Genomic DNA, 18,611 nt, shown 5'->3' with positions numbered 1-18,611 from the left:
TTATTCGACTGCCCTGTTACGGATGTACTCTGCCATTGAATTGATCGACTTAAAAGCCACCTTGCCCTCATCCGGGTTGACTACCTGAATCCCATGGTATTTTTCCAGCAACACGATCAGTTCCAGCGCGTCAATGGAATCCAGGCCGAGACCTCCTTCGTCAAAAAGCAACGCATCGTCCGCAATGTCAGCCGTCGTGATATCTTCAAGGTTCAACTGCTCTATTATCTGTTTTTTAAGGTCTTCCTTTAAATTATCCATTGTCAATTAATGTGTATACTTTGATTTTCGGATTGTTATGCGTGGCTCAAATCGGCAAGCATTGACAGATTGTGCTTATTGAAAACCATGCCGCCTTCCGATTCGCTTTCTACCAGTGCAATGAAAACTTCGATCTGATCGCCCATCACTCCGAGCCATCCGATCAGAACCGCTTTGGCGCCGGTGGACAGGAAAATCTGTCCGTAATCGACAAAAAAACCGGGGGCGAATTTAGGTAAAACAGCGAACATATTCTCGCCAAACCACTTGTTTCTGATCGCTATTTCACCCAAAACAATGTTGGGCAATGTGTAAACAAACAAAGATGGACTTGGTGCACCATTTTGTTCATAGGAGTGTAAAAATCGCAGATCTGTGTCCGCGCTGGACGACTGGTTTGCGAACAGCATTGCAATTTCATCGTCCTGATACTTACTCGCCAAACCCTTGTTAACACGTTTTATCACTTCCGAAGCCAAAAATCCTGCTTGCGACAGCGCGTCCATTTTATAAAACTTAGGATATACGATTTCCTGCTCCTTATAAATCTGTTTGAACCAACTGTCCGCAGCATCTTTTTCACGCGCTGCCACCAACTCGCCATTCACCGAAAAATGATCAGCCGACAAATGACAATATGTTGTAATCAAACTCATAAACTCTTGATAATCAAAGATGCATTACCGCCGCCGAAGCCCGACGCTGTTTTCAGAATTGTTACCGGCTTGCTAGGAATATTTTCTGCAATGACATTCAATTTTATTGAAGTGCCGCTTTCGTTATAACCCAGGCTTTTTAACAAAACTCCATGGCGCATCATTTGCATGGAAGCTGCTGTTTCTATCACACCCGCCGCACCCAGCGTATGTCCGAAATAGCCTTTCAAGCTGCTCAGCGGCACATTCGTCAAGCCGATCCGGTCGAAAGCAATGGATTCCATTTCATCATTAAAGACCGTCGCCGTGCCATGCGCGCAGATAAAATCGATTTCTTCCGGCGCTACGTTATTGGATTCCAATGTCTTTTTCACACTTCGAAACAATCCCTCACCCGTTCGGGAAGGGCCTGAAATGTGATTGGCATCATTGGCACTCGCGCCGGAAAGAAGCTGTAAAGCCCGATTTTTGAAAATTTCCTTTGTCTCAGAAACCACCACTGCGCCGCAACCCTCACCCATCGTAATGCCCTTGCGCGACGCATCGAAAGGGGCACAAGGCTGATCACTGATTGCAAAGAGAGACTGAAATCCAAAAACGACAAAACCCGAAATCAGGTCACAACCTATGACAATGGCATGGTCGTATACTTTCGCTTGAATGAGATTACTAGCCGCATTAATCGCCAACACGCCTGATATGCAAGCATTTGAAAGCACGATGGGCTGATTGGCCAGGCGAAACCTGGAAACCAGCGCTTCTATGCTCTTGCCAAACTGATCGGTGATATTGTTATCAAGCTCACCTTTTGTCGAACTCACAATGACAATGGTCCTGTCCGAAGTCAGGATTGCCGGATCTATATTTTCAGAAACAGCAGAAAGTGCATTCGAAATGAGCTTTTCAAATTTGAAATCAGCGACGAGATCCAGCATTTTAGACAAATAAAGGTCTGCATTGTCGAATCCGGCTTGCTCTACCAAAGAAATTCCCGATCGATTGGCCTGCATAGCAGCCCAGTTCTCAGCTGTGGTCCCACCTAAGGGACTTATGATTACTTCGGCACCAATGTAGGTCATTCCAGATTCAATAAACCTCGTTTTGTTCTTTCCAATCCCGGTAAAAATCGGGAGTAATCAGTTCTAATGTGCGTGTTTCCTTGTTCAAAAAAACCTGCATGGTTTTGCCCACAGCGCACAATTCGCCAGTTGTAAGGTTCACAACCTCATATTCAAACTGGATTTTGGCTGATTTTGCAGGCACATATTTCGTTATTACTTTAATGATCTGCCCGTAATAAACCGGAGCCTTATGGTCAATTTCGGATTTTACGATGGGTGTAAAGTAGCCTTTGTCGAAAATTGTCAGGTATTCCAATCCGTAGGCTTTACCAAAAGCTTCTCGCCCGTCTTCGAAAAATTTCAGGTAATTGCCATGCCAAACCACGCCCATTGCGTCAGTTTCACTAAAACGTATATCAATTTCGATTTCCGAAGCAATCATAATATGCTATCTCATTAAGGGTTAGTGTGTCACCACAATCTTCATTTCACAGCCGAGCAATATACGCCCTTCCCAGAAACTTTCCCCTTTAACCAGGTAAATATTTCCTAGTTGATGTAGTGGTTCTACGATTGTCCGGATCATTGCGGGGGCCGATGGCAGCTCATGCACTTCCACTTTTGTAATGGCTCCTATAAAGCCAATTTTAGGCTCTCCGTCTTCCTCACGGTCCAGATACCCGAAGGATGCAGCACAAGTCTGCGCAATGTTTTCCAATAACCCCGACTCCTGAAAATGCCCGTCTTCAACCAGCACATTATCTTGTCCTATATAAAAATCCGATTCAAATCTTTCCGCTGAAACGCTTACCAGATTATCGATCATGATAAAGGGCTTTCTGTGTGGAATGTATTGATTTATACCGCTTTTAGGTACGATCATTAAACAAAAAAGTTGAAATAATTAAACCATTGCTCAGGATATTCCTTCACTTTTCGTTCCAGTTCAGCAACATACAAGGCGGCGATCTCTTCGGGCTTGCGTTTTCCCGTTAACGGCAACGTTGCGCTGAGATGATAACTATATTTTCCATCTTTGGCAGCAAAAACGAATGTTACCGGCGCATCAAACTTTGAGGCGATAATGAACGGTCCGTAAGGAAACTTCGCCTTCCTGCCGAAAAAATCCAACTCTATAAACTTGGCGCCATCCAAATAACGATCTGAATGAATGGCCACAAACTCGTTATTAACCAATGCGTTGCGAATTGCGATAATGTGTGAAAGATCGTTTTTGATCGCGATAACCTTAAACCTGGAACCGCCTGTGGAACTGTCCATAAACTGCTTAATGCTTTCCACCTCCGCGTCCAGCATTACAATGTTAATGGTCGGTGTAATGCGTCCTTTCAGCAGGTTACCGGCCGTTTCCCAGTTGCCTAAATGCGCGCTCAGCAGTATCCCGCCTTTTCCACCTTCTCGTATATCAATCAGATATTGCTCATTTTCAAATACATGCGTAAACTTCTCCGTTTTCCCAAGCAGGAATGCGGCGCGGTCTACCAATGTTTGTCCGAAAATGTAAAAGTTTTTCCTGGCCAGCTTTTTGGCCTCTGAAACTGGAAGATGGAGGGTATTTTGGTAAAAATCCAGTAACGCGCTTTTTTGCTTCACTGCAAAAAGATAGTAATAATACGTTACCAGCTTCAACAGGCGGTAGGCAAAATCCAGCCCAAGCTTGTTAATGAAATAGAGAAAGATTTTGTACCCGACTAATGATCCTTTGGTTTTACCATCCCAACGGCTCATTCTTATAGATTTAGTTTCTTACGAACAAGCCGGTAAAAATCACCGAATGTTACGATCTCCTTGAAGTCTTCGCCTGTAATTTTAATGTTGAGATTTTCTTCGATGAGCACCACAAGATCCACATAGTCAAGGCTGTCCAGATCGAGCGTATCTTTGAGACTGTTTTCAGGAAGAATCAGATTCCGGTCCACCTCAAACTCCTCCGATAAAAAATCCCTCGTTTCTTCGATAACTTCTTCCCAACTCATTTTTACGTCGTTAGCATACATGGCTACAAAATTAATTTATTCTTGCTGATAGTTTAAAGATATTGCTCTTTTTTAAATTAAACTCTGCGACTCACACAATAATTTAATACAAAAACCATTGCATGCGTGCATCCATTCGGAGCAGAACAAAAATACAAATTTACGGTTGCTACGAACCGCCGCTTACGAAGTTGGAACTCCGCAAATCGTCCTGATCAGGAGATCTTTTTGAGAATTAATGTTGAATTTGTTCCGCCAAAACCAAACGAATTGGAAAGGAAACAATTGATTTCCTGCTCCTTAGTTTCAGCAATAATGTTGATCCGAGCCGAATCTTCGTCCGGGTTTTCGAAGTTGATATTGGGTGCTATAAAAGAATTCTGCATCATCAGTAAAGAGTAAACGATCTCGCTGGCACCCGCCATCCAGCACTCATGCCCCGTCATTGATTTGGTTGAACTTACTGGTGTTTCAGGCCCGAAAACTTCAAAAATCGCTCGTGCTTCACTCCCATCGCCTACTGGCGTCGAAGTGGCGTGCGCATTAATGTAATCCACCTCATCTGCAGCAATTCCGGCCTGGGTCATGGCCATTTTAAGTGAGCGGACCTGCCCGTCGATGCTGGGATTAGATATGTGATCGCCGTTGGAAGAAAATCCGTAGCCGATGAGTTCTGCCAGTATAGGAGCACCGCGCTTCACGGCGGACTCGTATGATTCGAGAACTACTGTTGCCGCGCCGCCGCTGGGGATCAGCCCGTCGCGGTCGCGATCGAATGGCCGGGAAGCTTTTGCAGGCTCCGATTCGCGTATGGAGAATGTTCCCAGCCCGTCGAAACTGGCCATGGCAGCAATGTTAATTTCCTGCGCACCACCGCAAATGATCCTGTCCTGCAATCCCTGCCGGATCATCATGTAGCCCATCCCGATAGAATGGGAGCCGGATGCGCAAGCCGCGCTGAGTGTAAAATTGATGCCTTTTAACTTAAAAATCGTCGAAAGGTTCATATTAACAGTGCTATTCATGTTTTGAAAAATAGCACCGCTTCCAATTAATGTCGTGTCGTGTTTTTCTTTGGCTTTATCAACCGCTTCCACCACCGATGCGGCAGTGCTGTCGTTACCATAAATGATGCCGGTTTCTGTGGTTTCGAGAAAATCCACATCCAATCCTGAGAGTTCAAGCGCCTGACGCGTAGCCATATATGCATAAATAGCGGGCTGGTGCATACCCAGGCGCTGCCTTCTGGACAGGTAGTTTTTCAGGTCGGGCTCCTGAACCATGCCCGTTAGCGCAGAACGAAAGCCAAAATCCTTCCTAACCTGATCAAAAACAACCCCGCTTTTACCGGCATACAAAGATTTTGTGACCTCGTCCAGGTTTTCGCCTAAACAAGAGTAAATCCCAATTCCGGTTACGACAACTCTGTGATCCATTAATTATGAATAAATTCCTCCGTTGATATTAATCACCTCGCCCGTAATGTAGGCAGCTTTATCCGAGACCAGAAAACTAACCAGATGTGCAACTTCCTCCGCTTGGCCGAAACGGTTCATCGGGATCATTTGCTTTAATTCTGCTTCGTTCAGGTCTTTGGTCATATCACTCGTGATAAAACCCGGCGCAACTGCATTGACCGTGATCTTGCGCTTAGCGACTTCCTGTGCCAACGCTTTTGTGGCAGCAATAATTGCCCCCTTGGCTGCCGAATAATTCGTTTGCCCGGCCACGCCCTTCATTCCGGACACCGATGCAATGTTCACAATCCGGCCCGAACGCTTGCGCAGCATTTGCTGAATGGCATTTTGTGTAACATTAAAAAGGCCTTTCGCGGAAATGTTCATCACATCGTCCCAATCCTGTTCCGGCATCCACATAAACAGGCCGTCACGCGTAATGCCGGCATTATTCACCAACACACTGATATGCTTTTCTTCGTTTCTCTCTCTCCATTTGTTCAGGGCCTCGTCCACCTCCGTTTTTGTCTGAACATTGAAATGCAACAATTCCCCGGCCCCACCGGCAGCCACAATTGCTGCTAACGTTTCCTCTGCCGCAGCCTGATTGGAAGAATAATTGACCAGAATGTACAAACCGTGATCTTTTGCCAGCTGCACCGCTATGGCACGGCCCAGTCCTCTTGACGCGCCTGTTACCAATGCACAGCTCATAATTTAAAGGGGGTTTCTTTGATATATTCGAATACTGCTGCAATGCTTTCGGATTGCGGAATATCCTCTTTCACGAAATGTGCATGCTGCCTGATCTGGGTGTAAATGGATTTTGCATTAGGCGATAACCGCTCCTGCTCACCTGGTTCCAGCAAGTCAATGGCCTGGCAAATGGCCATAATGTGAATTGACATTACCTGGAATGAGTTTTCTAAAACCTGCTTGGCAAGCACCGCACTATTGGTCCCCATGCTTACAATATCCTGATTATCATTATTATTAGGAATGCTATGCACGTAAACCGAACCGGATAGCGCCTGGTTTTCTGCTGTTGTGGAAGTCGCTGTAAACTGCACGCCCTGGAAACCGAAATTCAACCCCCATGTTCCGGCGTTCAGGAATGGCGGAAACTTGCCGTTTAATTTACTGTTCATCAGGAAGTTAAGCTGCCTTTCCATTAGCATTGAAAGCTTGGTAAGGACAATTTTAACTTTATCCATTTCCAGCGAAATGTAGTCGCCATGGAAGTTGCCTCCGTGGAAAACATTATCGTCCTCCGGGCTTACAATAGGATTATCATTGGTTGAATTAAGCTCATTTTCAACCACTTCCTGCGCATATTGCAATGTATCAAGGATTGGCCCCAGGATCTGCGGAACGCATCTTACCGAATAATATTCCTGGATCTTACGCTCAAATTCCTTCCGTTGCAGCGCCGTATCATCTTTAAATAACTCTTCACGACTGCGTATCAACTGACTGCCAGCCACAAAATCACGCATTTGCTGCGCTATAATTTGCTGTCCCTTATGGTGTTTAACCGCATTCAGTTGCTTGGAAAACGAATCATCAAATGCTTCAATAACCTCATTCAGCATGGCCGACGCCGCAACCGCCCATTGCACCAGCCTTTTGGCATAAATAATATTGATCGCCGCAATGCCCGTCATGCAGGACGTTCCGTTGATCAGCCCAAGGCCGTCGCGCAATTCCATTTTAAGCGGCTCAATGTTATTTTTTGCTAAAACATCGGCCGTTTTTGTCCTGATCCCGCCTTCATAAACGTGCCCTTCGCCGATCAGGTTAAGGCCGAGATGGGAAAGCTGAACAAGGTCACCGCTCGCACCAACGCTTCCGTGCTCGAAGATTTCAGGTACAATCCCTTTATTTAAAAATGCGACAAGTTGCTTGATAACACCCGTACTGACACCCGAGTTGGCCTGCAAAAATGAATTCAGGCGCGCTACCATGACACTGCGGGCATAAATTTCGTTGAGCGGCCTTCCTATACCGCTGGAATGGCTGCGGATGAGGTTGTATTGCAGGTTACTCAGCTTATCAGTCTCAATCCGGTATTGAGCCATCGGGCCAAAACCGGTATTGATTCCGTATATAATTTTATCTTTGGAGAAATTCGTAAGAAATGTAAAGGACTTAGAAACTTTATTGAGGGCGTCTTCGGCTAAGATAAATTCCTTCTTTTCAAAAGCATACTGCTCGATATGAGCTAAGGAAATACTATTCATTTAGAGATTGCATAATTAATATTACGTAAAATAAATCTTTTTTTGCGGTTTTGACAAACATGCCGCAATCGGCAAACGTGCCACCGGAAGTTGCCGGAATTTTACATTTGCTTACTTTTGTCTGACATTCACGTTCCCCTTTCAATGATCGGAGATTTACTTTTAAGGTTACATCAGTTCCTTTCCAGACACAAGCCCGCATTTTTCCTCAGTCTGGTTGTCCTTACAAGTTTTCTGATCCTGGGAATCTCGCGGTTAAAGGTAACGGAAAGCATTTTTGCAACCTTACCGAAGGGTAAGAGCTTCGAAGAATTCAACCGGCTTATTGAAAGCAAGAACATTATCAATCAGATCGTCTTTTCGATTGACGTCCCAGAAGAAACAACATCTGATGAAGCTAAATTGCTCGGAGAAGCGTTTTCCGACTCGCTGACAAGATATACCAACGGTGCCATCCGGAACATTCAGATCGAACGGCCGTTCGCTCAGGAAGATGTTTACCAGTTTGTTTACAGCCGTTTTCCAGAGCTCATTGATTCTTCCTATTATTCACACATTGCCAGCCGATTAAATGCGGATACGGTTAAAGCTTCGGTCAACTCGGCTTATAATCAGCTTACTACGCCCGGGGGGACATTTCTCAAACAGTTCATTGTCAATGATCCGCTTGGGATAACCGGCCCGTATTTCCGGAAATTAAATGCCAGTAGCAACGCGAATGGCATGGTGCTCGAAGATGGCGTCATGTTCACGGGCGATCGCAAGAAAATGATCATTTTTGCCGCAACGAGTTTTGATTCAGGCGATTCCGAGAAAAATGTGGAGCTCTATCAGGATGTTGAAGCATTCAAATCCCGCTGGAATAAGCGGCAGAAATACCATCATTTCTCGTATTTCGGCACTTTCGAAATCGCTGCGCGCAATGCCATTCAAGTCAAAAAAGATTCCTATTTAACATCCTTCATCGCGTTGGGGGGCATTTTGCTGTTGCTGATACTCTACTATCGCAAATTCCTCATTCCGCTATACATTATATTACCCGGCGTTTTCGGGGCGATTTTCGCGCTAGGAATTATCGGCTATATCCGGCCCGAAATATCGGGGATTTCCCTGGCAACCGGCGCTGTTGTTTTTGGCATCTTGCTGGATTATGCATTTCACTTTTTCACCCATTTAAGGCATACCAATTCTATTTCCGCTGCCATTAAGGAAGTAAGCGCGCCTCTGCTAACCGGCAGTTTCACGACCGTAATGGCTTTCAGTGCATTGCATTTTGCCAATTCAGCAGTTTTGCAGGATTTTGGCCTATTTTCATCCCTTAGCTTGCTGGGCGCTGTACTTTTTACACTGATCGCGCTGCCCGTTATCCTGTCATCGGTTGCATTTGAGAAAAAGCAGATGCCCGCAGAAAGTCGCGCGTTTCGATTTCCGCAAATTCAGGAAAAGTCCAGGCCGATGATTCTGGGATTTATTGCTGTTATGACCCTGGTCTTCCTCTATTTTGCCAGGTTTACGGAGTTTGACAGCAGCTTTGAAAACCTCAGCATTCAGGATGAGGATCTGCAAAAACGCGAGGAAGCGCTCACAGGCATTGACCCAAAGGCAGAAAAAAGGATCTATATCTTCGCCAGCAATCCGGTTAGGGCTAAGGCCGAATCAATCAATTACCGGGTTTACCAAAACCTGGTCCAGCTGCGTGATCAGGGAAAAATAAACAGCTTCGTTTCTTCCGGCTCATTCCTTATCCCGCATGAACTCCGGCTGGAACGCAACCGCAAATGGCATGATTTCTGGGATTTGCGCCGGAAGGAGGCCACCTATAATGCGTTGGATCTGGCGGCGGCAAAGAAAGGATTTAGCACCAACGCATTCAGTGATTTCAAATCATGGGTCGCAGGTCAGCAGCCAGGCGCTGTCCCCGTGGATACATTGCTGGCCGAACTTGGCCTGGATAATCTGATCGAGGCGAATGTCAGCGGCACGACATTCATCACCACATTGATTGTCCCGCAGAATCAGTTGCCTCTCGTCAAAAATGAACTTAGGGCAATCCCAGGAATTGCGTTATTTGATCGCGGTGAACTGGCCGGTGATCTGCTCAAATTGGTAAAGGACGACTTCAATTATCTCTTGCTTATTTCGGCGTCGATCGTCTTCCTTACATTACTCGTCGTTTACGGACGGATCGAATTAACACTGTTAACTTTCCTGCCAATGGTGATCAGCTGGATCTGGATATTGGGTATAGCGGCCATTTTGGGCATAAAATTCAACTTTGTCAATGTAATCGTCACCACATTCATTTTCGGACTTGGCGACGATTTCAGCATTTTTGTCACGGACGGCTTGCTCAATAAATACAAATACGGCAAGGATTCACTTCGCTCCTACCAGTCAGCCATTGCCTTATCAGCCACCACCACGATCATCGGAACGGGTGTCCTCATCTTTGCCAAACATCCGGCCATTCAATCCATTGCACTGATCAGTGTGTTGGGCATTGTCTGCATCCTGTTCATATCCTTTGTTTTTCAACCTGTCCTTTTTGGTTTTTTTGTCCAAAACAGAATAGCAAAAAAGAAGGCGCCGGTAACATTAGTGCCATTCCTGATCAGCGTTTCGAGTTTCACCTACTTTCTGTCGGGCTGCCTGTTTCTGCATTCCAAACTGGTTACGATTCTATTGCTGCCCATTTCAAAGTTGCGGAAGAAGGCAATGCTGAACCGTTCGCTTTCTTTCTATGCCAAAACCGTGATCTATTCGGGACCACACGTAAAAAAGAATTTTTCAGGACTGGAAAATTTGCAGCCAGAGCAACCGGTCATTTTCATTGCGAACCACACTTCGTTTCTGGATATTTTGCTGGCCATTATGCTGAATCCTAAAATCGTTTTAATGGTCAAAGGCTGGGTGTACAATTCGCCGTTTTTCGGGCCCATCATCCGTCATGCGGGCTACGTTTATACGGATGACGGCCCCGAGGAGAACATTAATAAGGTTAAAGAACTCGTTGCAGACGGTTATTCACTCCTCATCTTTCCCGAAGGAACCCGTTCGAAAGACGGGCAGATCACCCGGTTCCATAAGGGCGCTTTTCACCTCGCCGACCAGCTTGGCCTCGACATTCAGCCCATACTGATCCACGGCGCTTCTGATGTTTTGCCTAAAAACGATTTTCTGATCCGCCCCGGGGCACTCAATGTCCGCGTGCTCCCGCGCATACGCCTGTCCGATCCGGAATGGGGCAGCCAGCTGCGGGATAAAACCAAGAACATCGCTGCATATTTTAAAACTGCATTTGCTTCCTATAAGAATGAAATGGAAGACACGGCGTATCTGAAACATAAAATTTTTACCAATTATGTATTTAAAGGCCCTGTCCTCGAATGGTATTTCAAGATCAAGTGGCGGCTGGAAAGTAAGAATTTCGCATACTATAATGAGCTGATCGGCGATCGGAAGAACATTCTGGACATTGGCTGCGGATACGGCTACTTGTCCTTTTATCTGCATTATAAGAATGAGGACCGCCTGATCACAGGCATTGATTATGATGAGGAAAAGATCAGCGTTGCGCAAAACAGTTATCGCAAAACGGCTCATCTGAACTTCGTCTGCAGCGACATTATGCAGGCCGATCTCGGCAGTCAGGATGTGATATTTTTAAATGATGTGCTTCACTATTTATCAAAGGAAAAACAGCTTAAATTGCTCGAAAGGTGTGCATCAGCGCTGCAACCGGACGGCATTCTTTTCATCCGCGACGGCATTACCGATAATCAGGAAAAGCACCGGAATACGCAGAAAACCGAAGCATTATCAACAAAATTTTTCTCTTTTAACCGCAAAGAAGATGAATTTCACTTCTTCTCATCCGGCGATATCCGCGACTTCGCCGCCAGGCACCATATGCACGTCGAAATGCAGGAACATTCAAGCAATACATCGAATGTGCTGTTCATTTTGCGGCCATTGACCAGATAATAATTGGTGTATTATAAACTTTTTCAATAACCATTTTAATGCAATCTTCCGCCTTGCAAAAAGAATATGACTTTGTGATTGTAGGCAGTGGCCTGGGCGGCCTTGCTTGTGCGAACATTCTGGCTTTGGAAGGTTACAGCGTGGTTGTACTCGAAAAAAACCACCAGATCGGCGGTCATTTACAGGTATATAGCCGGGGAAAAAGCATTTTCGATACGGGCGTACATTATGTAGGAAGCCTGGACGAGGGTGAAAATTTGTATCAGTTCTTCAAATATTTCGGCATACTGGATAAGCTGAAAATGAAACGGATGGACGATGACAAATTTGACGTCATCCGCTTTCAGGACGGCTCGGAATATGCCTATGCCCAGGGATTTGATCATTACAAAAAAGGGTTGATCGAGTACTTCCCGGAAGAGAAGGCTGCTATTGAAACCTATTGCGAAAAGATATTGGAAGTCTGTGAAAAATTCCCACTCTATAATCTCAGAGTTTCAGGAGAAAATTACCAGATGGACGGGGACGTTGTAGGACTGAACGCTCACGATTTCATCGCATCGATCACTGACAATGAACGGCTTCGGAATGTGCTGGCAGGTTCCAATCTGCTATATGCAGGTGTTCGGGATAAGACACCATTTTACGTGCATGCCCTGATTATGAAAAGCTATTTGTCAGGCTCCTACAAATTCATCGATGGCGGTTCTCAGATCGCGATTCAAATGAGTAAGGTCATCAGGGCGCAGGGTGGAGAGATTTACAAGCATAAGAAGGTAGTTTCGGCCAATTATGATGCAGATGGCAAGATTACCGAGGTGGTTTTGGAAAATGGAGAAACGGTTAAAGGCAAACAGTTTATCTCAAATGTGCATCCGTCCGTGACGATTGATATCTTTGGCGCGGAAAGGTTTCTTAACGTGTACAAAAACCGCGTTCAAGGGCTGGAAAACAGCATTTCAACCTTTCTTGTACATGTTACTTTCAAGCCGGAGAGCTTTGAATATTTGAACTACAACATTTATCAGCACCATATTGAGGACGTTTGGGGAGGCATTGACTATGATAAGGAAACCTGGCCGCAAACCTATTTTATCTGCACGCCATACATTTCCAAAACTGGCCAATATGCTGATTCTATGTCCATTATGACCTACATGAATGCTTCTGAAACTGAAAAGTGGAGCGGGACTTTCAGCACAGTGGCTGAGCCGGGAACCCGCGATGCAGAATACGAACAGTTCAAGAAGGACAAAGAAGCAAAAGTGCTGGCGCGGCTCGAAGAAGTTTTCCCCGGAATTTCAGGAAAAATCAAGGCCGTTCACAGTGCTACCCCGCTGACATTCAGGGATTACATTGGCAATAAAGATGGTTCCTTATACGGCGTGCTGAAAAACTCCCATTCACCGACACGGACGCAGATCAATACAAAAACAAGAATCCCTAACCTGCATTTGACAGGCCAAAATATTTCGATGCATGGCATACTGGGCGTCACGGTAAGCGCTTTTGTAACATGCTTTCCATTCGTAGACAAAGAGAAACTCATCCAAAAAGTTAAAAATGCCTAATCATGCAAACAGTTGATGTTGTGGTCATTGGTGCCGGACCAGCCGGGACAGTTGCAGCTTCGTATCTCAAAAACCAGGGCTACAATGTCACAATTTTAGAAAAAGAGAAATTTCCCCGCTTCCAGATCGGCGAAAGCCTGCTGCCCTGCTGCATGGAGCATCTGGACGAATCCGGTCTGCTTGAAGCAGTTAAGTCCAGGAATTTTCAAAAGAAAACCGGTGCAGCCTTCATGCGCGGTCAAAAAAGATGCGAATTCCTGTTTTCCGAACAATTCACCAAAGGCTGGGAATGGACGTGGCAGGTAAAGCGCGCTGATTTCGACCTCACGCTGGCCGAAGCAACCCAGGCCAAAGGTGTTGATGTTAAGTTTGAATGCGAAGTATTGAAAGTGACGTGCAGCGCTGATATTCAGCATATTGAATACAAAGATATAGACGGCAACCTTTACGAAATTCAGTCCAGGTTCATCATTGATTCCAGTGGCTACGGCCGTGTGCTCCCCCGGCTGTTTAATTTGAGCAAACCCTCCGCATTCAGTCCGAGAGGCGCAATTTTCTCACATCTGGAAGATAAAAACCGCACAGAAACAACCAGTAACAACATTTTCGTGCATTCTTTTGACAACAACAAATCGTGGATATGGGCCATTCCGTTCTCCGATGGCTCCACTTCGGTAGGCATTGTTGGCGACAGGGAAAAGATTACGGAAATGGCGGAGAACGGTGGAGAAGCTTATAAGACTTTCATTCGTGAATTTGAGGATCTTGCAGGCCGCTTTAAGGATTCGGAATTGAAATTTGAGCCGCGGCACATCCTGGGCTATTCCATTGGCGTCACCAAAATGTTCGGGGAAGGATTTGTGCTTTCCGGAAACAGCACCGAATTTCTCGACCCGATCTTTTCATCCGGCGTAACATTCGCAACTGCTTCGGGATTGCTTTCGGCAAAAATGACGCACAAGCATTTGCAGGGTGAAACGGTGGACTGGGAAAATGAATACGAAAAAGTGATCCAACGTGGGATCAACGTTTTCAGAAGCTATGTTACCGGCTGGTACAGTGGTGATTTTCAAACCATTGTATTCACAGACCAAATTAATAACGACATTAAAAAACAGATTTGCTCGGTGCTTGCAGGTTATGTCTGGGACCAGTCCAATCCTTTTGTAAAAAAGCATGATACAATTCTACCTACGCTTGCCAAAGTCATTAAAATGGAGGAGAAAAATCTAAAATCCAAATTGAAAGACGCTACGGAGTGAGCAGAATAAAACTGTGCTGAACGGCCTTATAATGATTGTAAATCAGCACATTATTCGCTTTTTCGACTTTTGGATTCTGATGAATACATTGTGAAGGAACTGGGTGGCCTGAAAGCATTTTTACGGCCATCCAGGTTGCAAAAGCCGAAGCAGTTGGGTAATCGCCCACCATATTCTTATAAGTGTAGCTGCTGCTGTCCGGGAAAAATTTCTTACGAAAATCTGCGTACAAATGATCTGTGCGGTTATCCCCGCTGATGCCCAGCATCAAAGTATCGATATCGTGACGTGCGAGCCCGTTTCGTTCCAGAAAGTGGTCCAGCTTCTCTTCCAGGTCGCTATTTTTTGGGTTATTGATCTGATCCACATCCACAATCCGCGCCAGTGTTCCTTCGCTTCTTGAAGACTCTACCACGAACATCGTCGCCCCTTCCCCATTAACGGATCCGGGAGAATCGGCTGTCAGCAAATCAGTTGACGTAATGTCTTCTGTTTTAAAATGACCGTTTAAGAAATCAATGTTATGGTTATAATCAGAAATCTCCTCCACGCTGCCGACCAGCACACGCCGCAGTTTTTTTTCTTCCAAAACCATCATTGCATCCAGTAATGCAGCTTCGAAAGCCAAACCTTTGTGCACATGCGTTGTATTATAGCCCGTTACCTTGCTCATTAAAGCAAGATTTCCTGCGACTGCGTTAGGCGTGCTCTGGACAAAATGAGTGGGTGTTAATGTGCCTTCATCGTAGTCAACGATCTGGTTCAGGAATTTAAGGCAATCGCCCAACCCGCCATTCGCTGTGCCGAGAATAATCCCGTCCATATCGGATTTCCGGATCAGCGGCAAGCCCGCCCCTACGCCCATCCGAACGGCTTTGCCCATTCTGCGCAGCAAGCTTGCGGGGATTAATTGCCCGTAATCCGGTTCAATGGCCGCGTAACGATTGCCGTGATGCACTTTTATCTTTTCCTCAAAGAAGGCATTGTCAAAGGTAAACTGAGGTGAGATGCAGGCTAAGTCGGTTACGTACATTCGGGATTTAATGTGAGTTAGTTGCCGGCGTCGGCAATGAATTGTTTGAGCTGAAACGCATAGTCATCGATTTGTCTTTGCGTTTCGCTTTCATCCCAATTCAATTCCCGTGCCATCAGGTTTGCAACAACAGGTAAGCAGTTTAAGGTTTCCTTCCAATCGGTAATTTCCAGCCTCACCCTGCGCGCCAGAAAGTCGCGCGGCGTGATGACCATTTCGTTCCGGACCGTGTAAGTTACTTCCGCTCTGATGTAGGGATAGGAAGCGCTGAGCCTTTCTTTTGAGGAAATGTCAGTTGCTGTTAAATCCGCAACCAATGTTGCCCGGGAACCGTATTTTCTAACCAGATGCAGGGCCACGTCTTCCGGTAAAGCGTATTTAGTGGTAAGCTTTCCGGATAAGGAAGCATCATAATGTTCCCCGCCGGCAAGCGTATGGTTAGCAGTAAGACATTCATTTCTTTTGGAAAAGATCGCGTCCGCTTCATCGATCGTATCCTTGGCCATCAACCGGTAAGTCGTCCATTTCCCACCCAGCAGACTCAGCAACCCGCTTGCAGCATCCACTTCAACTTCATGGTCCCTGACCAGGCTTTTGGTGGATTTGGAAGGATCAGCTGCAAGCAGCGGGCGCAATCCGCCAAAGCCCGCTTTCAATGTTGTCATGTCAATAGGAGTCGCCAGGAATGGGTTCAGCGTGTCAACCAGATATTTTTTTTCGGATTCATTCAATGTGGCCTCAGAATCGATGCTATCCGATTCCGTATCCGTGGTCCCGATCATCATGGCGCCTTCAAAAGGAATAGCAAAAACCACGCGTCCGTCCGATGTTTTGGGAATGAGCATGGCATACTCGCTATTCAATGTGTCATAGGGCAGTACTACGTGAACGCCTTTGCTGGGACGAAGCCGCTCTGGCAATGCGGGGTTGGCCAGTAACCTGATCTTGTCCGAAAACGGCCCTGTGCAATTGATAACAAGCTTTGATTTAATAATAAATTCAGCTCCGTGCTGCGTATCCTTTACCTGAACACCAACAAGCTTGCCCAAATCATTTTTTGTGAAACCTGTAACATCCAGGTAATTAGCCGCAACACCGCCCGCTTCCGAAGCCGACTGAACCAGAGCGAGACAATAACGCGCATCGTCGAGCTGGCCATCGTAATACAGCACGCCGCTGTGGAGCTTCTTGCTGTTCAGGGTTGGAATTTTATTGAGCACTTCCTTTTTTGAAAGCCATTTGCTTTTAGGAAGCGAATCGTTTGTGGCAAATGTATCATAAAGTTGCAGGCCAATTTTAAAATACAAACCCTCAAACCAGGAACTCACAGGCGTCATCAATGCCAATGGGCGCGCCAGATGCGGTGCGTTTTTAAGAACGGTATGACGCTCTTCCAAGCCGTGACGGACCTGTTTGAGCTGCGCAAAATCTAATTTTTTAAATGCCTGTTCGAGATAACGGACACCGCCGTGGATCAGCTTGGTAGAACGGGATGAGGTCTCTGATGCGAAATCCTTTTTATCGATAATAGCGACTTTATAACCTCGTAAAACGGCATCCAATGCACAACCAGCCCCACTTGCCCCTGCCCCGATGATACAAATATCAAATTCTTCACTTCTTAATTTATCCAGCGATGCGTTACGATCCATTGATTGGCAGTATATCCAGCATTTGATTGACCTGTTGCAAAAGTACAAAGTCAGGCATTAAAACTGGCCGGTGCCGGACGGTCTTTTGAAGTTTGCTTCGAAAAAGTTTGGTATAATAATTGCAACATCAGCATTATAATGTGCGTCAACGACCGCATTACAGTTATCTGTTCACATAAACCAACTAAAACATGGGCTTACTATCGTTTCTTAAAGGCGTAGGAGAAAAAGTTTTCAAAAAAGAAGAAACTGCTGTTCCCACGCCGGAAGCAGAACCATTACGCGCCAGCGCGCTCCTAGCGCACGTAAAAGCGCTGGGGCTCGCGTATAACAATCTGACAGTCAAAACATCCGGTGACACGGTGACCATAGAGGGCGAAGTGGCTCAGCAGGAAGATGCAGAAAAGATAGCCCTTGCAGTAGGGAATGTTGAAGGCGTGGAAGTGGTGGACAACCGCTTGAAAGTGGCAACGCCGGCTCCCGAAGCAACTTATCACACTGTGGAAAAAGGCGACACGCTCTCCAAAATAGCGAAGGAAGTGTATGGCGATATGATGAAGTATCCGATCATTTTTGAAGCAAACAAACCTATGCTGACCCATCCGGATAAGATATATCCAGGCCAGGTTTTGAGAATCCCGGCACCCTGATGCAGATCAGAGACATAAAAAAAAGCAGCCTTTTGGGGCTGCTTTTTTTATGTCTTGTTGAAGTGATTAATCTTCCTGAGCGATAACGTTCAGGGCGATTTTGTGTTTCACTTCTTTATGCAAATCGATTGTTGCAGAGTAAGTTCCGATGGATTTAACATCATCCAAAGTAATTTTCTTGCGGTCGATATTGAAACCTTTTGCTTTAAGGACATCAGCAACTTGTGTGTTGGTAACACGTCCGAAGATACGGCCGCTTTCTCCTACCACAGTTTTGATATCGATTGTAAGATCGCCGATTGCTGCTGCAATTTCTTCTGCGTCCTTTTTCAGCTTTTCAGCTTTGTGCGAAGCCTGACGCACGTTTTCAGCAACGATTTTGCGGTTAGAGGCATTCGCCAATAATGCAAAACCCTGAGGGATAAGGTAGTTACGACCGTAACCTGCTTTCACAGTAACGATGTCGTTTTTATAACCTACACCTGCTATATCCGTTATAAGTATGATTTCCATTGTTTGTAGCTCTTTCTGTATTATTTCAATTGATCAGCAACAAAAGGCAATAAAGCCAAGTGACGCGCTCTTTTAATTGCCTGAGAAACTTTGCGTTGATATTTCAAGCTTGTTCCTGTAAGGCGGCGTGGCAAGATCTTACCTTGCTCATTCACCAGTTTCAATAAGAAATCCGGATTCTTGTAGTCGATATATTTAATGCCTGCTTTCTTAAAACGGCAATATTTCTTACGGTTATTGTTTTTTTCAACCGGTTCGTTTACTAGTGACATAG

At 45.6% G+C, this 18,611-nt stretch carries 18 protein-coding genes; 4 read left to right on the top strand and 14 right to left on the bottom strand.

What is annotated here, in order from left to right; genetic code table 11:
* From LZG74_RS09225 to hutH, 10 genes are all read right to left on the bottom strand, one after another.
* On the bottom strand, positions 1-261 hold the full coding sequence (locus tag LZG74_RS09225; protein WP_233796250.1) for a phosphopantetheine-binding protein: 261 nt from the start codon (positions 259-261) through the stop codon (positions 1-3).
* A 35-nt stretch (positions 262-296) separates the two neighbouring features.
* Positions 297-917, bottom strand: a complete 621-nt coding sequence (locus LZG74_RS09220) for a hypothetical protein (protein ID WP_233796249.1) — start codon at positions 915-917, stop codon at positions 297-299.
* Positions 914-1,996, bottom strand: a complete 1,083-nt coding sequence (locus LZG74_RS09215; protein WP_233796248.1) for a beta-ketoacyl synthase — start codon at positions 1,994-1,996, stop codon at positions 914-916. The genes LZG74_RS09220 and LZG74_RS09215 overlap by 4 nt, the downstream gene beginning before the upstream one ends.
* Positions 1,997-2,003: 7 nt before the next feature.
* Positions 2,004-2,420, bottom strand: coding sequence for a thioesterase family protein (locus tag LZG74_RS09210; protein ID WP_233796247.1), 417 nt, complete (start codon positions 2,418-2,420; stop codon positions 2,004-2,006).
* Between the two features lie 21 nt (positions 2,421-2,441).
* Positions 2,442-2,861 carry a hypothetical protein gene (locus LZG74_RS09205; protein ID WP_233796246.1) on the bottom strand — a complete coding sequence of 140 codons (420 nt, stop codon included), beginning with the start codon at positions 2,859-2,861 and terminating at the stop codon, positions 2,442-2,444.
* Positions 2,861-3,727, bottom strand: a complete 867-nt coding sequence (locus LZG74_RS09200; protein WP_233796245.1) for a lysophospholipid acyltransferase family protein — start codon at positions 3,725-3,727, stop codon at positions 2,861-2,863. The genes LZG74_RS09205 and LZG74_RS09200 overlap by 1 nt, the downstream gene beginning before the upstream one ends.
* A gap of 2 nt (positions 3,728-3,729) precedes the next feature.
* Positions 3,730-3,996, bottom strand: coding sequence for a phosphopantetheine-binding protein (locus tag LZG74_RS09195; protein WP_084439573.1), 267 nt, complete (start codon positions 3,994-3,996; stop codon positions 3,730-3,732).
* 194 nt (positions 3,997-4,190) lie between these two features.
* A complete protein-coding gene (locus LZG74_RS09190) occupies positions 4,191-5,411 on the bottom strand; it encodes a beta-ketoacyl synthase (protein WP_233796244.1) in 1,221 nt (406 codons plus the stop codon).
* Positions 5,412-5,414: 3 nt separating this feature from the next.
* The gene (fabG, locus tag LZG74_RS09185; RefSeq protein ID WP_233796243.1) at positions 5,415-6,146 is read right to left on the bottom strand and encodes a 3-oxoacyl-ACP reductase FabG; all 732 of its coding nucleotides are present in this window, start codon (positions 6,144-6,146) and stop codon (positions 5,415-5,417) included.
* The gene (gene hutH / locus LZG74_RS09180; RefSeq protein WP_233796242.1) at positions 6,143-7,672 is read right to left on the bottom strand and encodes a histidine ammonia-lyase; all 1,530 of its coding nucleotides are present in this window, start codon (positions 7,670-7,672) and stop codon (positions 6,143-6,145) included. The genes fabG and hutH overlap by 4 nt, the downstream gene beginning before the upstream one ends.
* Positions 7,673-7,789: 117 nt before the next feature.
* Between hutH and LZG74_RS09175 the strand changes: the two genes are divergently transcribed.
* Genes LZG74_RS09175 through LZG74_RS09165 form a run of 3 tightly spaced genes read left to right on the top strand, consistent with a single transcriptional unit; the run spans position 7,790 to position 14,489 of the window.
* Positions 7,790-11,656 carry a trifunctional MMPL family transporter/lysophospholipid acyltransferase/class I SAM-dependent methyltransferase gene (locus LZG74_RS09175; protein WP_233796241.1) on the top strand — a complete coding sequence of 1,289 codons (3,867 nt, stop codon included), beginning with the start codon at positions 7,790-7,792 and terminating at the stop codon, positions 11,654-11,656.
* Positions 11,657-11,694: 38 nt separating this feature from the next.
* On the top strand, positions 11,695-13,227 hold the full coding sequence (locus LZG74_RS09170) for an NAD(P)/FAD-dependent oxidoreductase (protein ID WP_233796240.1): 1,533 nt from the start codon (positions 11,695-11,697) through the stop codon (positions 13,225-13,227).
* A 2-nt stretch (positions 13,228-13,229) separates the two neighbouring features.
* Positions 13,230-14,489, top strand: a complete 1,260-nt coding sequence (locus LZG74_RS09165; RefSeq protein ID WP_233796239.1) for an NAD(P)/FAD-dependent oxidoreductase — start codon at positions 13,230-13,232, stop codon at positions 14,487-14,489.
* Here the strand turns inward: LZG74_RS09165 and LZG74_RS09160 are convergent.
* Positions 14,479-15,522, bottom strand: a complete 1,044-nt coding sequence (locus LZG74_RS09160) for a beta-ketoacyl synthase chain length factor (RefSeq protein ID WP_233796238.1) — start codon at positions 15,520-15,522, stop codon at positions 14,479-14,481. The two genes, LZG74_RS09165 and LZG74_RS09160, sit on opposite strands and share 11 nt — an antisense overlap.
* 17 nt (positions 15,523-15,539) lie before the next feature.
* A complete protein-coding gene (locus LZG74_RS09155) occupies positions 15,540-17,174 on the bottom strand; it encodes a glycerol-3-phosphate dehydrogenase/oxidase (protein ID WP_233796237.1) in 1,635 nt (544 codons plus the stop codon).
* Between the two features lie 191 nt (positions 17,175-17,365).
* Here LZG74_RS09155 and lysM point away from each other — a divergent pair, with 191 nt between their 5' ends.
* On the top strand, positions 17,366-17,824 hold the full coding sequence (gene lysM / locus LZG74_RS09150; RefSeq protein ID WP_233796236.1) for a peptidoglycan-binding protein LysM: 459 nt from the start codon (positions 17,366-17,368) through the stop codon (positions 17,822-17,824).
* Positions 17,825-17,890: 66 nt separating this feature from the next.
* Here the strand turns inward: lysM and rplI are convergent, their stop codons facing one another.
* Both rplI and rpsR read right to left on the bottom strand, forming a co-directional pair.
* Positions 17,891-18,337 (bottom strand): 50S ribosomal protein L9, encoded by a 447-nt coding sequence (gene rplI / locus LZG74_RS09145; RefSeq protein ID WP_026630173.1) that lies wholly within the window; start codon positions 18,335-18,337, stop codon positions 17,891-17,893.
* A 20-nt stretch (positions 18,338-18,357) separates the two neighbouring features.
* A complete protein-coding gene (gene rpsR, locus LZG74_RS09140; RefSeq protein WP_026630174.1) occupies positions 18,358-18,609 on the bottom strand; it encodes a 30S ribosomal protein S18 in 252 nt (83 codons plus the stop codon).
* Positions 18,610-18,611 lie beyond the last annotated feature (2 nt).

It is taken from the genome of Dyadobacter sp. CY327, assembly GCF_021390415.1.
GTDB classification, from domain to species: domain Bacteria; phylum Bacteroidota; class Bacteroidia; order Cytophagales; family Spirosomataceae; genus Dyadobacter; species Dyadobacter chenhuakuii.
The sequence above is the reverse complement of the archived record's forward strand: the minus strand, read 5'-3'. Positions and strand labels throughout refer to the sequence as shown.

Bases quoted from the DNA above. Each gene is read 5' to 3' on its own strand.
- LZG74_RS09225 (WP_233796250.1), bottom strand. From the start codon at position 261: ATGGATAATTTAAAGGAAGACCTTAAAAAACAGATAATAGAGCAGTTG.
- LZG74_RS09220 (WP_233796249.1), bottom strand. From the start codon at position 917: ATGAGTTTGATTACAACATATTGTCATTTGTCGGCTGATCATTTTTCG.
- LZG74_RS09215 (WP_233796248.1), bottom strand. From the start codon at position 1,996: ATGACCTACATTGGTGCCGAAGTAATCATAAGTCCCTTAGGTGGGACC.
- LZG74_RS09210 (WP_233796247.1), bottom strand. From the start codon at position 2,420: ATGATTGCTTCGGAAATCGAAATTGATATACGTTTTAGTGAAACTGAC.
- LZG74_RS09205 (WP_233796246.1), bottom strand. From the start codon at position 2,861: ATGATCGTACCTAAAAGCGGTATAAATCAATACATTCCACACAGAAAG.
- LZG74_RS09200 (WP_233796245.1), bottom strand. From the start codon at position 3,727: ATGAGCCGTTGGGATGGTAAAACCAAAGGATCATTAGTCGGGTACAAA.
- LZG74_RS09195 (WP_084439573.1), bottom strand. From the start codon at position 3,996: ATGTATGCTAACGACGTAAAAATGAGTTGGGAAGAAGTTATCGAAGAA.
- LZG74_RS09190 (WP_233796244.1), bottom strand. From the start codon at position 5,411: ATGGATCACAGAGTTGTCGTAACCGGAATTGGGATTTACTCTTGTTTA.
- fabG (WP_233796243.1), bottom strand. From the start codon at position 6,146: ATGAGCTGTGCATTGGTAACAGGCGCGTCAAGAGGACTGGGCCGTGCC.
- hutH (WP_233796242.1), bottom strand. From the start codon at position 7,672: ATGAATAGTATTTCCTTAGCTCATATCGAGCAGTATGCTTTTGAAAAG.
- LZG74_RS09170 (WP_233796240.1), top strand. From the start codon at position 11,695: ATGCAATCTTCCGCCTTGCAAAAAGAATATGACTTTGTGATTGTAGGC.
- LZG74_RS09165 (WP_233796239.1), top strand. From the start codon at position 13,230: ATGCAAACAGTTGATGTTGTGGTCATTGGTGCCGGACCAGCCGGGACA.
- LZG74_RS09160 (WP_233796238.1), bottom strand. From the start codon at position 15,522: ATGTACGTAACCGACTTAGCCTGCATCTCACCTCAGTTTACCTTTGAC.
- LZG74_RS09155 (WP_233796237.1), bottom strand. From the start codon at position 17,174: ATGGATCGTAACGCATCGCTGGATAAATTAAGAAGTGAAGAATTTGAT.
- lysM (WP_233796236.1), top strand. From the start codon at position 17,366: ATGGGCTTACTATCGTTTCTTAAAGGCGTAGGAGAAAAAGTTTTCAAA.
- rplI (WP_026630173.1), bottom strand. From the start codon at position 18,337: ATGGAAATCATACTTATAACGGATATAGCAGGTGTAGGTTATAAAAAC.
- rpsR (WP_026630174.1), bottom strand. From the start codon at position 18,609: ATGTCACTAGTAAACGAACCGGTTGAAAAAAACAATAACCGTAAGAAA.